General features: G+C 72.7%; 14 protein-coding genes. 6 read left to right on the forward strand and 8 right to left on the reverse strand.

The window, feature by feature from the left end; translation table 11 throughout:
- The first annotated feature begins 9 nt into the window (after positions 1-9).
- Positions 10-513: a GNAT family N-acetyltransferase gene (locus LNK82_RS16130; RefSeq protein ID WP_230567795.1), complete on the forward strand. Its 504-nt coding sequence runs from the start codon at positions 10-12 to the stop codon at positions 511-513.
- A gap of 6 nt (positions 514-519) precedes the next feature.
- Here LNK82_RS16130 and LNK82_RS16135 read toward each other — a convergent pair whose 3' ends face one another.
- The gene (locus LNK82_RS16135) at positions 520-1,530 is read right to left on the reverse strand and encodes a methionine synthase (RefSeq protein ID WP_230567796.1); all 1,011 of its coding nucleotides are present in this window, start codon (positions 1,528-1,530) and stop codon (positions 520-522) included.
- Positions 1,531-1,735: 205 nt separating this feature from the next.
- On the opposite strand from LNK82_RS16135, the gene LNK82_RS16140 reads away from it, so the two are divergent.
- On the forward strand, positions 1,736-3,067 hold the full coding sequence (locus tag LNK82_RS16140; protein WP_230567797.1) for a glycoside hydrolase family 18 protein: 1,332 nt from the start codon (positions 1,736-1,738) through the stop codon (positions 3,065-3,067).
- Between the two features lie 57 nt (positions 3,068-3,124).
- On the opposite strand, the gene LNK82_RS47695 is transcribed toward LNK82_RS16140, so the two are convergent.
- A complete protein-coding gene (locus LNK82_RS47695; protein ID WP_308257222.1) occupies positions 3,125-4,909 on the reverse strand; it encodes a serine hydrolase in 1,785 nt (594 codons plus the stop codon).
- A 123-nt stretch (positions 4,910-5,032) separates the two neighbouring features.
- On the opposite strand from LNK82_RS47695, the gene paaI reads away from it, so the two are divergent.
- Positions 5,033-5,446 carry a hydroxyphenylacetyl-CoA thioesterase PaaI gene (gene paaI / locus LNK82_RS16155; RefSeq protein WP_230567798.1) on the forward strand — a complete coding sequence of 138 codons (414 nt, stop codon included), beginning with the start codon at positions 5,033-5,035 and terminating at the stop codon, positions 5,444-5,446.
- On the opposite strand, the gene LNK82_RS16160 is transcribed toward paaI, so the two are convergent.
- On the reverse strand, positions 5,409-5,786 hold the full coding sequence (locus LNK82_RS16160; protein ID WP_230567799.1) for a hypothetical protein: 378 nt from the start codon (positions 5,784-5,786) through the stop codon (positions 5,409-5,411). The two genes, paaI and LNK82_RS16160, sit on opposite strands and share 38 nt — an antisense overlap.
- Before the next feature lie 63 nt (positions 5,787-5,849).
- Entirely contained in the window at positions 5,850-7,025 is a 1,176-nt protein-coding gene (locus tag LNK82_RS16165) for a hypothetical protein (protein ID WP_230567800.1), read from the reverse strand.
- Positions 7,026-7,066: 41 nt separating this feature from the next.
- On the opposite strand from LNK82_RS16165, the gene LNK82_RS16170 reads away from it, so the two are divergent.
- The 3 genes from LNK82_RS16170 to LNK82_RS16180 all read left to right on the forward strand — a co-directional run bounded on the left by LNK82_RS16170 (position 7,067) and on the right by LNK82_RS16180 (position 9,030).
- The gene (locus LNK82_RS16170) at positions 7,067-7,573 is read left to right on the forward strand and encodes a DUF6584 family protein (protein ID WP_230567801.1); all 507 of its coding nucleotides are present in this window, start codon (positions 7,067-7,069) and stop codon (positions 7,571-7,573) included.
- Between the two features lie 15 nt (positions 7,574-7,588).
- Positions 7,589-8,461 (forward strand): serine/threonine dehydratase, encoded by an 873-nt coding sequence (locus tag LNK82_RS16175; RefSeq protein ID WP_230567802.1) that lies wholly within the window; start codon positions 7,589-7,591, stop codon positions 8,459-8,461.
- Positions 8,462-8,538: 77 nt separating this feature from the next.
- Positions 8,539-9,030, forward strand: a complete 492-nt coding sequence (locus LNK82_RS16180; RefSeq protein ID WP_230567803.1) for a hypothetical protein — start codon at positions 8,539-8,541, stop codon at positions 9,028-9,030.
- Here LNK82_RS16180 and LNK82_RS16185 read toward each other — a convergent pair.
- Genes LNK82_RS16185 through LNK82_RS16200 form a run of 4 tightly spaced genes read right to left on the reverse strand, consistent with a single transcriptional unit; the run spans position 9,012 to position 13,089 of the window.
- Entirely contained in the window at positions 9,012-9,395 is a 384-nt protein-coding gene (locus LNK82_RS16185) for a hypothetical protein (RefSeq protein WP_230567804.1), read from the reverse strand. The genes LNK82_RS16180 and LNK82_RS16185 overlap by 19 nt on opposite strands.
- A 45-nt stretch (positions 9,396-9,440) precedes the next feature.
- Positions 9,441-10,526: a tRNA 2-thiouridine(34) synthase MnmA gene (mnmA, locus tag LNK82_RS16190; RefSeq protein ID WP_230567805.1), complete on the reverse strand. Its 1,086-nt coding sequence runs from the start codon at positions 10,524-10,526 to the stop codon at positions 9,441-9,443.
- 5 nt (positions 10,527-10,531) lie between these two features.
- Positions 10,532-11,719 (reverse strand): cysteine desulfurase family protein, encoded by a 1,188-nt coding sequence (locus LNK82_RS16195; RefSeq protein WP_230567806.1) that lies wholly within the window; start codon positions 11,717-11,719, stop codon positions 10,532-10,534.
- On the reverse strand, positions 11,719-13,089 hold the full coding sequence (locus tag LNK82_RS16200) for an MFS transporter (RefSeq protein WP_230567807.1): 1,371 nt from the start codon (positions 13,087-13,089) through the stop codon (positions 11,719-11,721). Before LNK82_RS16200 ends, LNK82_RS16195 begins: the two co-directional genes overlap by 1 nt.
- Between the last annotated feature and the right edge of the window lie 70 nt (positions 13,090-13,159).

Below are 13,159 nucleotides of genomic sequence, written 5' to 3' on the forward strand. Positions count from 1 at the left end.
TGCTGGGTCGTGCTGATCCGACGCGAGACCACCGCCGACACCCAGGCCGTCCACGACGTGACGGAGGCCGCGTTCGCGGCGCGACCGGGTGGGGAGGTGTGGCTGGTCGACGCGCTCCGGGCGGACCCCGGCTGGATCCCGGCCCTGTCCCTGGTCGCCGAGGTGGACGGCGCGGTCGTCGGTCACGTCGTGTGCACGCGCGGGTCCGTGGGTGAGGCTCCCGCCCTGGGCCTCGGCCCGCTGAGCGTGCTGCCCGCCCACCAGCGCTCCGGCGTCGGCAAGGCCCTGATGCACACCGTCCTGGGCGCCGCCGACGCCCTCGACGAGCCCCTCGTGATCCTCCTGGGCGACCCGGCGTACTACTCCCGCTTCGGTTTCGCACTGGCGTCGACCTACGGCATCACCCCGCCGGACCCGGACTGGGCCCCGTACTTCCAGGCCCGGACCCTGTCGGCCTACACACCCGCCCTCACCGGCGCTTTCACCTACGCCGCGCCGTTCAGCGCCCTGTAGCGGGGGTCACCAGTCCTCGGGCGGCTCCACGAACGCCTTGCCCACGTCACGCGTCAGCGCCAACGCACGCCGCACCCACTTCTCGCTCGCGCCGGCCATGCCGCACGTCGGCGTCGGCACCGCGTGCGTGCCCAGGATCGACCGCGGGAAACCGAGCCGGTCCACCAGGTCGAGCGCGGGCTGGGCCAGCGACTTCAGCGTCCTCGGCGTGCTCGGGTCGGTGCTCGGGGCCAGGCCCAGGAACAGCTGGGTCTTCTCCTCCCACGCCTCGCCGAGCTCGTCCCACATCGTGTCGTCCAGGATCGTGACGTCGAACGAGACGGCCATGGCACCCGCCCCGCGGATCAGCGTGATCGGCGGCTTCGGCGCGCAGCAGTGCACGATCACGTCCGCGTCGAGGCCGTCGATCACGGTCTGGAGCACGGCCCGCGCGTCCGGCTCGGGGACGGCGGCGACCGTGCCGAGCTTGGACGGCGTCGGCAGCAGGCCCTTGAGCACGGCGGGCAGGCCCGGTTCGTCCAGCTGCACGACGACCTTCGCCCCGGTGCGCCTGGCGACCTCGGCGACGTGCCGGTTGAGGCCTTCGACCAGCGACTCGGTGTGCTCGCGCAGGGCGCCCTTGTCGGTCAGCACGCGGTGGCCGCGCGGCAGCTCGACGCTCGCGGCGAGCGTCCACGGCCCGGCGGACTGCACCTTCACCACCGGCGGCGGCACGGGCTCGGCGGCCTCCTCGAACGCGTCCAGGTCGCGGCGCAGCAGGTCGACCGCGCGCCGGTGGTCCTTGCCGGGGTGCGCGGCGGTCCGCCAACCGGACGGGACCACCTCGACCGGCAGGTCGACCAGGAGCGCGGCGGTGCGGCCGATCATGTCCGCGCCGACGCCCCGTGCGGGGAGTTCGGGCAGGTGAGGGAGCTCGGGGAGTTCGCCGAGAACGATCCTGGCGGCCTCCAGAGGGTCGGTTCCGGGTAGCGAGCCGATGCCGGTTGCGGCGCCGGCGGACCAAGGGAGGGCATCCACCCGGACAGTCTCCCACTACGGGCGGTCGGCCGTTCGGGACTGAAAAGGTCTAGACCCATTGACGAGGTGGTCCAGTCCACCTACGGTCACCTTGTCGGTGCCGACGGTGTTCGCGGGCACCGCCACGACGTGGTGTGGGGGCGTGCCGCGCCCCGCGCTCCCGCACCACTCCCACCCCGTTCCCCCTGCACGGGAGTAGGTTCCCATGTCCTTCAAGCGCACGAGCCTGGCCGTACTCGCGGCAGGCGCCACCGCCGCCGGTCTGCTGCTGGCCGCCCCCGCGGGCGCCGCGCCGACACCGACGGCCGTGTTCACCCAGGACTCCGCGTGGAGTTCGGGCTACCAGGGCAAGTTCACCGTCACCGCGGGGTCGAGCGCGGTGTCCGGGTGGAAGGTCGAGTTCGACCTGCCGGCGGGCAGCGCGCCCGGCTCGTACTGGGACGCCACGCTGACCAGCAGCGGCTCGCACCACACGTTCACCAACCGCGAGTACAACGGCGGGCTCGCGGCGGGCGCGTCCACGTCGTTCGGGTTCCTGGTGAACGGCACGGGCCTGCCCGCCAACTGCAAGCTCAACGGCCAACCGTGCACCGGCGGCACGACCACGACGACCACGACGACGACCACGACCACCACTACGACTTCGGACCAGCCACCCCTACCGGGCAGCCTGAAGTCCGCGCCGTACGTGGACATCACCATGCCGACGCCGTCGCTGGAGTCGGTCGCCCGCGCCACCGGGCAGAAGGTGTTCACGCTCGCCTTCGCGCTCGCGGACAGCAGCGGCTGCAACCCCTCGTGGGGTGGCACGATCCCGTTGAACGACAGCCGGATCGTCAACGACGTGCGTGCGCTGAAGGCGTTGGGCGGTGATGTGATCGTGGCGACCGGCGGCGCCGCCGGGCCGTACCTGGAGTACTCGTGCCCCAGCGCCGACGCGTTGTTGGCGGCGTACAAGAAGGTCCTCGACGCCGTCGGCAGCAACCACCTGGACGTGGACGTCGAGGCCACCATCCCGCACGACATGGTGAACACGGCGTTGAAGCGCCTGCAGACCGAGCGCGGCACGTCGATCAGCTACACGATGCGCGTGCAGGGCGACGACTACGGCATGGACCCGTACTCGGTGCAGATCCTGCAGAACGCGGCGGCCAAGGGCCTGACCGTCCTCGTCAACCCCATGACCATGGAGTTCGGCTCCTCCCGGCCGGACTGGGGCGACGCCGTCATCGCCGCGGCGGAGAGCAGCCTGCGGCAGCTGAAGCAGATCTGGCCCGCCAAGTCGGACGCGGAGCTGAAGCGGCTGCTCGGCGTGACACCGATGATCGGCCGCAACTTCAACGGCAAGGTCTTCACCCAGGCTCACGCGCGGAAGCTGGTGGCGTGGGCCAACGCGAACCGGATCGGCCTGCTGGGCTTCTGGTCGGTCGGCCGGGACAACGGCGGCTGCCCGGGCGGCGGCATCTCGCCGACGTGCAGCAGCATCAGCCAGACCCAGTACGAGTTCACCAACATCTTCAAGGGCTTCACCGCCTGACCTGGGAAAACGAGAACGGGCCGCGCTGAGTCCAGCGCGGCCCGTCCGGGTTGGTGGTCAGTCGGCGGGCTGGGCCGGGTCGGCGCAGAACACCGCCTTGATCAGCCCGTCCAACGCCGTGGGGAACACCCCGGCCGGGTCGACTTCGCCGGTCGTCAGGGAAGCGGTCAGGGTCTTGGTGCCGTCGGGGGTGCTGATCATCAGGGCGCCGTAGCCGCCGGGGGCGCCGCCGTTGTGGTGGACGATGGTGCCGTGCGGGCCGAGGTCTTGGACCCAGAGGCCCAGGCCGAGGTTGAGCTTGCCGTGCGGGGTGGTCATCTCGGTCAGCAGCGGGGCCGGCAGGAGCTTGCCGCCCAGCAGCGCGGAGATGAAGGTGCTTAGGTCCTCGGCGGTCGAGATCAGGTCGCCGGCGCCGGCCAGCAGGGACGGGTTCTGGCGGCAGACGTCGACGACCTTCCACTCGCCTGCGTCCTGGTAGCGGTAGTAGCCGTGGGCGTGCGGGCCCGGGAGGTCCGGCGAGTCGGCCGACACCACGGTGTCCGACAGGCCGAGCGGCTCCAGGATCCGCTGCCGCACCTCTTCCGCGTAGGTCCGGCCGGTGATCTTCTCGATCAGCAGCAGGGCCAGCGTGTAGTTGGTGTTGGCGTAGCTCTGATCCGTCCCCGGCTCGAAGCGCGCCGGCTTGGACAACGCGAACCGCACCAGTTCCTCGGGCCGGTAGGAGTGGAACCTGTTGTCCACCCACGCCTTGCCGGTCGAGGGCAGCCCCATCACGAACGTCCCGTCCGGCTCGACGTCGCCCGTGTAGTTGTACAAGCCGCTGGTGTGCCGCAGCAGCATCCGCACCGTGATCCGCTCGTCCAGCCCGAGCTCGGGCAGGCTGTCGGCGACCGGGCTGTCCAGCCCGATCCGGCCCTCGGCCACCAGTTGCAGCACCACGGTCGCGGTGAACGGCTTGCTGACGCTGCCCGCCCACACCTGCCCGTTGGCCGGCGGCTCGGCGGTCCCGCCCAGCTCGCTCACGCCGGCGCGGCCGACCCAGTCGCCCCGCTCGTCGTGCACGCGCAGTTCCGCACTGGCGAAACCGGCGTCGACGACCGCCTGCACGGCCTGCTGCAACTCCGGGCGGTCCGGCCCGGCGGAGGCCGACCGCGACTGGTCGACCGCGTCGCCGGGGAGGCTGTGCGCGGTGATGTCGCCGTACGAGGTGGTGGCGCGGATGTCGAGCCGGTCGGCGGAGCCCCCGGCGTTCACGAGCGCGTTGCGGATCCGGCCGTAGGACGTGCCGGCGTCCAGGGTGGCCGAGACGCCGTGGGCGGCGCCGATCGAGATCCCGCCCGCCTGGGTGGACAGGGTGACGGTGCCGCGCACGGCCTCGGCGATGCGGATGTCGCCCTTCTCTGTGCTGATCACGGCCGGACCGCCCAGGCGGCCGATCGAGACGTCACCGGCGTGGGCGGTGAGGTGGACGCTGTCCGCTTCGTCGAGCGTGACCACGCCGTGCGCGCCGTCGAAGACGACGTCGCCGAGCCGTCCCTCGCCCCGGAACTCCGCGGCGGCGGCCTTCGCCTCGACCCGTGAGCCGGCGGGCAGCCGGACCGCCACCGCGACCGAGCCGGACGGGCCGAGGACCTGGTTGCCGGTCGGCGTCTCGATCCGCAGGACGCCGTCGGCGTAGGTGACGGTCGTCTGCTCCGCCGCCTTCACGTCGCGGCGCTTCGCGGCGTCCGCCGGCAGCACCTCGACGGTGGTGTCGACCCGGTCGGCGGCGATGATCTGGACGCTCCCCGAGGGGATGTCCAGGACGGTGGCGATCGGGGCGGGGGTGTCGAACGTCTGCATCGTGCTCTCCGGGGTGTTCGTCCGTGCTGACCTGCTGACGGGAACCACGATCGCCCGCCGTCCTGACACCGGGCGGCCACCGGGCTGACACGACCGCTGACACCGCCGCCCTAAGGTGCAGGGATGAACGGACCCGCGGAGATGCTCGCCAACGACGCCGCGTCGACCGCGCTCGGCATCAGGGCGCTCGAACTCGGTGACGGCACGGCCAAGCTGGCCATGACCGTCACCGACCGGATGGTCAACGGGCACGGGATCAGGCACGGCGGGTACGTGTTCCTGCTCGCCGACACCGCCTTCGCCTGCGCGTGCAACCGCCACGGCTCGGTGACCGTGGCGGCGCAGGCGGAGATCGACTTCATCGCCACCGTGCACGAGGGTGACGAACTGGTGGCCGAGGCGGTGGAACGGGTGCGGTTCGGCCGCAGCGGGATCTACGACATCACCGTCCGCCGGGGCGAGGAGGTGGTGGCGGAGTTCCGCGGCCGGAGCCGGACCCTCAGGCCGACCGACGCAGACCCAGCACCTGGAGGGTGATGAAACCCATCACGGCGATCGCCTGGGCAACGATCAGGAAAACGCCGAGCCCGGTCACCGGGAACCACCCGGCGAACGCGGTCAGGAAGCTGTCCAGCACCCACACCGAATTGCCGATCACCACCACCGCGACCAGTGGGCGAACGGGTCGGAGGCCGAGCACGAAAACGCCGACGCCGTAAGCGACGAGAAATGCGCCGAGGCCGATCACCAGACCGCGTGGCAATCCCGTGTCGAGGTCGAAGAGCAGGGCCAGCAGGCCCAGCCCGCCCGAGGCGACACCGTCGAGCTTGAGGGCGAAGCGGAGGAGACCGTCGTTGCGAACCTGAGTTGTCGTCATGGCTCGAAAGCTAGGGCCGGTGGTACTGCCGGCGGTACGCCGAACACTGCCAACGCCTGCCAGTCACGAGGCCTCGACCTGGGCGGACAAGTCCTCGGCCACCAGCTTCGCCCCCGCGTTCTGCCAGTTGTGCAGCGTCCGCTCCGGCACCTGGTTGACGAACCACGCCAGCGCCCGCCGCGCCTCCGGGTCGAGGCCCTCGCGCTTGGTCCGCCTGCTGTACGGCCGGATGCCGACCACGTAGTAGAAGTACAGCGCGTTGTAGTGCCGCCATTCGTCGCTGGTGCCGAACTCGCCGTCCCGCGGTTTGAGCCGGCCGATGCTCTCCAGCAACAACGACTTCAACTCGGCCGCGCGTTCCAGCGGTTGGTCCGACGCGCCCCGCGCGGCGAGCCGGGCGTCGATCACCGGCAATTCCGTCAACGGGCTGGCGACCAATTTCCCGAGGTCGCCGTAATTGCTCAACGCACGCCTGGTCAGCTTCACGAACTCGGTCGGGTCGAGCGGGGCACGGCGGGGCAGCGCCTCGGCCGCGTCACGCAGCTCCGCGCGCGAGGCGGCCACGTCGGGCACCGCGACCCGGTCCACCAGCAACGCCAGCGGGTTCGCCAGCACCTGCACCGCGATGGCGGCGGCGACCGTGCCGAACAGCAGCGGCACCAGCCGGTCGTCCAGGAACAACGCCACCTGCCCGCCGAACACCGCCGCCAGCCCGGCCGACGTGAGCAGCGAGCGCACCATGTCCGCCCGGATCGCCTCACCCTCGTCGAACGCGTCCGCCACGGCCACGACCACCCCGAACACCAGCAGGTCGAACCCCGCCGACGCGATCACCAGCGGCGCCGGCAGCACGTCCACCAACAACAACGCGCAGCTGAGCCCGAACAGGATCGTCGCCGCACCCAGCAACGCCCGCCGCACCCGCAGGCACAGCACCAGGGCCGCCGCCAACGGGATCAGCACCACCACGGGCGCGAAGTAGGCCGCCACCAGCAGCGGCAGCGCGCTGTACCGCCACCAGCGGTCGTAGCGCACCGGCAGCCAGCACACGACGACCCCGGTCCACGCCACCGCCGGCACCGCCATCGCCATCGTCGGCAACGGCAGGACGATCACCAGCGCGTAGGCGAGCAACCCGATCGAGGCTCGCTGGAGCAGGGGCTTGCGTGGATCACGCACGAGCAGGTACAGCCCCAGCCACCAGGCCAGGCCGAACGTCACCACCGACACCGCGATCACCCGGAGATCCTACGGTTGCGCGTGCTGGGACGATGTCGCTCATGCCGCTCGAGCCGACGCTCCACAAGGCCGCCGAAGAGGTCGAACGCGGTGACTTGGCCAGTGTCCTGCGGGCGCGACAGCGGCTGGTCGGGCTGGTCGCCAGCTACCCCGACCGGCTGGACCTGCGCGAGCGCCTCGCGCAGGTGTACCGGCTGCTCGGCGACGCGGCGCAGGCCGGGCGGTGGAGCTACCTGGCCGAGGCGCGCGACGAGGCGGAGGTGGCGGCGTTCGAACGCGCCTACCGCACGCCGCTGGCGCGGCTGCGGGCGATGAACTGGACCAGCGGCGAGGCCGGCGCGTCGACCGCGACCGCGCGGGAACGGCTGGTGGCGTTGCGGGCCGCGGCCAACGAGCAGTTGCGGGCCGAATTGTCGGTGGCCGACGACCGCGACTCGTCGTGGGGCACGAACGCGCTGGTGCTGGTCGGCCTGGTGATCGTGCTGCTGTGCTTCGTGGTCGGCGCGGTGACGCTGGTCATGTGGGCCTACAGGTGGTTCGCCGGATGAGCGCATGCTGGAGGCATGACCCCCGACGTCGCCGCCGCCGCTGACCGCATCCGCCCGCACGTGCGCCGCACGCCGTTGTGGCGCACCGAGGTCGACGGCAGGCCGATCGTGCTCAAGCTCGAACACCTCCAGCTCACCGGCTCGTTCAAGCTGCGCGGCGCGCTCAACACCCTGCTCGCCGCCGGTTCACCGGATCGGGTGGTCACGGCGTCCGGCGGCAACCACGGCCTCGGCGTGGCGAAGGCCGCGCAACTGCTCGGGCTGCACGCCACGGTGTTCGTGCCGGTCAGCGCGCCGGAGGGCAAGGTGCGGCGGATCGAGGCGGCGGGCGCGAAGCTGATCCGGCACGGCGACACGTACGCCGAGGCGGTGCTGGCGGCCCGCGAGACGCCCGGTTTCTACGTCGAGGCCTACAACGACCCGCTGGTCGTCGCGGGTCAGGGCACGGTGGCCGCCGAGGTGGTCGAGGACGCGCCGGACGTGGACGCGATCGCGGTCGCCGTGGGCGGCGGCGGACTGGCCGCGGGCACGGCGCTGGCGTCGGGTCGGCTCACGGTGGCGGTGGAGCCGGAGCGGTGCTGCGCCCTGCACCACGCGTTGGCCGCGGGCGAGCCGGTGGACTCCGAGGTGGTCTCGGTCGCCTCGTCGGCGCTGGGCGCCACCCGGGTCGGCGACGTCCCGTTCGAGGTCCTGAGCACGCACCCGGTGACGTCGGTGCTCGTGCCCGACACCGCGATCCTGGCCGCGCGCGACCGGCTCTGGGAGGAGTTCCGGCTGGCCGTGGAACCGGCGGCGGCCGTGCCGTTCGCCGCGTGGCTGGCGGGGCAGGTGCCGGGCGAGCCGGCCTGCGTGGTGCTGTGCGGCGCGAACACCGACTGGACGGCCTAGTACGTCCGCGGGCGTAGACCGGAACGCCGCTCCGCGCCCGACGCCGTGACCCGGCGGAGTGACCATGATCGGGTGGCATGACGTCGACGCGCTCCGCCTACCGGGTGGCCGCCATGCTGGTCGCCTCCGGCCTGGCACACCTCGTGGTGTTCGCCGTGGTCGGCGGGCCGTGGGAGGGCCCGGTGTCGTGGCGGAAACCGGTCACGTTCGGCCTGTCCTTCGGCCTCACGCCGGGCGGCGTGACGATCGTGGTGTCGGTGCTCGCCCTGGCCGTGGCCGCGTTCCGGGCCCGGCACCTGGCACCGGACCTGCGCCTGGCGGCACGGGTCGGCGCGGTGACGCCGGCCGTGGCGATGGCGTTCGGCGGCCTGGTGGTCGCCGAACGCGGCGGCACCTGGAAGCTCGCGCACGGCGTGGCGATGCGCGGCGTCCTGCTGCTGCCGGCGCAGGCCTGGGCGTTGAGCCTCACGACGTGGTCCGAGCGCCACCGCACCCGGACCGTCGCCCTCGTCTCGATCGCCTACTGCGCCCCCATCGCCGCCTTGGCGGCCTACAACGCGTTCGTCTGACCGCTCAGCGGCACCCGGTCACCCGGCTGGGCCGACCCCCGCTCGGCCGAACCGCGGTCCGGCGCCACGCGCCCCAGCGACCCGCCCGCCTGCGACGGCACCTCGACCTCCAGCGCGAGCGCCGGGTCGAGCCGCTCCACCCGTTCCACCATGCCCTCCACCTCGGCGATCAGGTCGGCCCACTCGGGCCGGTGCAGGCGCTCCCGGACCACCCAGCGCAGCGTGCGGACCTCCGCGCGCAGCCGTTCGAACTGCTCCGCGTCGAGACGTTGCGCGGACGGGTGATCGAGCTTGCTCGAGAGCACCCTCACCCGGATCCCGATGTCCACCAGCGACCTCCGGCGTCGTGCGTTGTCATACGGCACGCACGCAGTGTCGCAGGCGGCACCGACAAAACACCAAGCCGGACCTCAACGCGTCGAACTGATGGTGGCGCTGGCGAGCACCAAGTCGCCCGCCGCCGCGTCCTCCCGGTACACCGCGACCGCCTGACCAGGGGCGACGCCGCTCAGCGGCGCGCGCAAGCGGACCAGCAGCTCTCCACCGACAACTTCGGCCACCGCAGGTGCGAGACCGCCGTGCGCCCGCACCTGCGCCACGCACTCGACCGGACCGTCGAACGTGACACGCGTCACGGGCCGTTGCGCGACGATCTCCGTGACCTGGAGCTTCTCCGCCGCGCCGACCCGCACGGTGCCGGTCACCGGCTCCAGCGACAGCACGTACCGGGGCCGGCCGTCGGGCGCGGGCGCGTCGATGCCGAGGCCCTTGCGCTGGCCGACGGTGAACTCGTGCACGCCGACGTGCCGCCCGAGCACCGCGCCGGTCTCGTCGTCCACCAGGACGCCGGGCTGCTCGCCGAGCTTCCTGGTCAGGAAGCCCTGGGTGTCGCCGTCGGGAATGAAGCAGATGTCGTGGCTGTCGGGCTTATCGGCGACCTGGAGCCCGCGCTCGGCGGCCTCGGCGCGCACCTGCGCCTTGGTCGAGTCGCCCAGCGGGAACATCGCGTGCGCCAGCTGCTCGTGCGTCAGCGACGCCAGCACGTACGACTGGTCCTTGCCGTCGTCGGCCGAACGGCGCAACTCCGGCACACCGTCCACAGTGGACAAACGGGCGTAGTGCCCGGTGGCGACGGCGTCGAAGCCGAGCGCGATCGCCTTGTCCAGCAGCGCCTCGAACTTGATCTTCTCGTTGCACCGCAGGCACGGGTTGGGCGTGCGACCGGCCGCGTACTCGGCCACGAACTCGTCCACGACCTCCTCGGTGAACCGCTCCGCGAAGTCCCAGACGTAGAACGGGATGCCGAGCACGTCCGCCGCGCGCCGCGCGTCCCGGGCGTCCTCGATCGTGCAGCAGCCGCGCGCGCCGGTGCGCAACGTGCCGGGCTTCGCCGACAACGCCAGGTGCACGCCGGTCACCTCGTGCCCCGCCGCCACCGCCCGCGCCGCAGCCACGGCGGAATCCACCCCGCCGCTCATCGCCGCCAGCACCCGCATGCCCGTCACACCTCCGCCGTCGCCTTGCCCGCAAGCCTCTTCAACCCCGCGATGCCCGCCGTGCGGGCGCGTTCGACCACCGGGCCGATCACCTCGGCCAGTTCGCGCACGTCCGCCGCCGTGGACGTGTGGCCCAGCGAGAACCGCAGCGAGCCGCGGGCCGCCACCGGGTCGACGCCCATGGCCAGCAGCACGTGGCTGGGCTGCGCCACCCCCGCCGTGCAGGCCGAGCCGGTGGAGCACTCGACGCCCTTGGCGTCCAGCAGCATCAGCAGGCTGTCGCCCTCGCAGCCGGGGAACGTCAGGTGCGCGTTGCCGGGCAGCCGGTGCACCGGGTCGCCGTTCACCTCGACGTCCGGCACCACGCGCCGCACCGACGCCACCAGCTCGTCGCGCAGCGCGGCGAGCGCGGCGGCGGTCGCGGCCTGGTGGGACACCGCGTGCCGCACCGCCGCGGCGAGGGCGACGATCGACGGCACGTCCAACGTGCCGGACCGCACTTCCCGCTCCTGCCCGCCGCCGTGCAGCACGGGCGTCGTCGCCACGTCACGTCCCAGCAGCAGCACGCCGACGCCGTACGGCCCGCCGAGCTTGTGGCCGCTGAGCGTCAACGCGGACGCGCCCGAGGCGGTGAAGTCCACCGGCACCGCGCCGACGGCCTGCACCGCGTCGGTGTGGAACGGCACCGCGCGTTCGGCGGCCAGCTCGGCCAGCTCGCGCACCGGGTTGATCGTGCCGACCTCGTTGTTCGCCCACATCGCCGTGACCAGGGCGACGTCGTCGTCCAGCGCGTCGCGCAGAGCCTCGGGGCGGACGCGGCCGAGCCCGTCGGGCTCGAGCCAGGTGACCTGGGCGCCCTCGTGGTCGACCAGCCACTGCACGGCGTCCAGCACGGCGTGGTGCTCGACCGACGACGCCACCACCCGGCGGCGGCGGGACGTGCGGCGGGACCAGTAGACGCCCTTGACGGCGAGGTTGTCGCTCTCCGTGCCGCCGCTGGTGAAGATCACCTCGGAGGGCCGCGCGCCCAGGGCGTCCGCGATGTCCTCCCGCGCCTCCTCCACCAGCCGCCGCGCCCGCCGGCCCGAGGTGTGCAACGACGAGGCGTTGCCCGTGGTGGACAACGCCCGAGTCATCGCCTCGATCGCCTCGGGGAGCATGGGGGTCGTGGCGGCGTGGTCGAAGTAGGCCATCAGCTTTCCAGGGTAGCCCGGCCCAGGCGTCCCGCGAGCACCGCACCGAGCACCGCGACGCCCGCCATCAGCAGGTCGAACGGCACCACGGCGGCCGTCGGCGCCGCGGCCGAGGCGAAGGTGGTGACCAGCACACCGCCGAGGCCGACCAGCAGCGCCGAGCCGAGCATGTCGCTGATCTGCAGGGCCGAGGAGTTGAACCCCCGGTCGACCTCGGACGACGCGCCCAGCGTGAGCACGCTCAAGCTCGACATGGCCAACCCCATCCCCGCTCCGGCGACCGCCCACAGCAGCGGGGTGGCCCACGCCGGACCCCAGGACGGTGCGATGAGCGTCACTCCGGTGATACCCACCGCGTTGAGCACGAACCCCCACCGCACGAGCTTCTCGCGCGGGATGTCCGGCTTGCGCGACTGCCACCAGGCGGCGCTGGACCAGCCCAGCGCGCTCAGCGTGAGCGGGATGCCGGCGGCGATGGCCGAATAGCCGTGCACGGCGGTCAGCGTCAGCGGGATGAACGCCTCGGCGGCGAAGAACGAGCCCGCCAGCAGCGCGCGGGCCAGGATCGTGACCGGCAGGCCGCGGCGCGCGGTGAGCGTCCCCTTGGGCAGCAGCACGCGCAGCGCGGGCGCCAGCGCGACCAGCCCGGCCAGGCCGATCACCAGGTTGACGCCGGTGGGGTGCTGGGCCGCCCAGCTCAGCGCCGCGACGCCGAACCCCGCGCCGAGCGCGGCCAGCGGCAGCCCGCGCCGGGCGTTGCCGTCGGGGGTGTGCGCCGGCAGGTTCCGCAGCACGGGCACCAGCAGCAGCACGCCGATCAGCACGAACGGCGCCAGCCCCAGGAACACCCACCGCCAGCTCAGCGTCTCGGTGAGCCACCCGGACAGCGCCGGCCCCACCAGCGACGGCACCACCCACGCCGAGGCGAGCAGGCCGAACACCGCCGGCCGGTCCCGTTCCGGGTAGACCAGGCCGATCAGGACGTAGACCGCGACCACCTGCGCGCCGCCGCCGATGCCCTGCAGCACGCGGCCGAGGAGCAGCAGCGGCATGTCCTGGGCGAGGCCGGCGACGATCAGGCCGACCAGGAACAGCGCGGGGCCGACCAGCAGCGACGGCCGCGGCCCGCGCAGGTCGCTGAGCCGTCCGGACAGGACGGTGGCGACCACGCTGGCGGCGAGGAACGCCAGGAACGGCCACGCGTACAGGTCGTTGCCGTCGAGGTCGGCGACCATGCGCGGCATCGCCGTGCTGACGCCCATGTTCTCGAACGCGAGCAGCGTCACGAGCAGGATGATCCCGACCGTCGGGCCCCGCCGTTCAGGTGTCCACAGGTTGCTCTTGGCGGGGGTGTCGGTCGTCGTCGTCACGGCTCAATGGTTCAACCTCCACCTGGGTGGAGGTCAAGGCAATATGACGCAGTCCGGGCAGCTCACCACA

Source organism: Saccharothrix luteola (genome assembly GCF_020859565.1).
In the GTDB taxonomy this organism is placed as follows: Bacteria; Actinomycetota; Actinomycetes; order Mycobacteriales; family Pseudonocardiaceae; genus Actinosynnema; species Actinosynnema luteola.

Excerpts from the sequence above, each read along its gene's own strand:
- LNK82_RS16140 (WP_230567797.1), top strand. The coding sequence starts at position 1,736 with ATGTCCTTCAAGCGCACGAGCCTGGCCGTACTCGCGGCAGGCGCCACC.
- LNK82_RS47695 (WP_308257222.1), bottom strand. The coding sequence starts at position 4,909 with ATGCAGACGTTCGACACCCCCGCCCCGATCGCCACCGTCCTGGACATC.
- paaI (WP_230567798.1), top strand. The coding sequence starts at position 5,033 with ATGAACGGACCCGCGGAGATGCTCGCCAACGACGCCGCGTCGACCGCG.
- LNK82_RS16160 (WP_230567799.1), bottom strand. The coding sequence starts at position 5,786 with ATGACGACAACTCAGGTTCGCAACGACGGTCTCCTCCGCTTCGCCCTC.
- LNK82_RS16170 (WP_230567801.1), top strand. The coding sequence starts at position 7,067 with ATGCCGCTCGAGCCGACGCTCCACAAGGCCGCCGAAGAGGTCGAACGC.
- LNK82_RS16175 (WP_230567802.1), top strand. The coding sequence starts at position 7,589 with ATGACCCCCGACGTCGCCGCCGCCGCTGACCGCATCCGCCCGCACGTG.
- LNK82_RS16180 (WP_230567803.1), top strand. The coding sequence starts at position 8,539 with ATGACGTCGACGCGCTCCGCCTACCGGGTGGCCGCCATGCTGGTCGCC.
- mnmA (WP_230567805.1), bottom strand. The coding sequence starts at position 10,526 with ATGCGGGTGCTGGCGGCGATGAGCGGCGGGGTGGATTCCGCCGTGGCT.
- LNK82_RS16195 (WP_230567806.1), bottom strand. The coding sequence starts at position 11,719 with ATGGCCTACTTCGACCACGCCGCCACGACCCCCATGCTCCCCGAGGCG.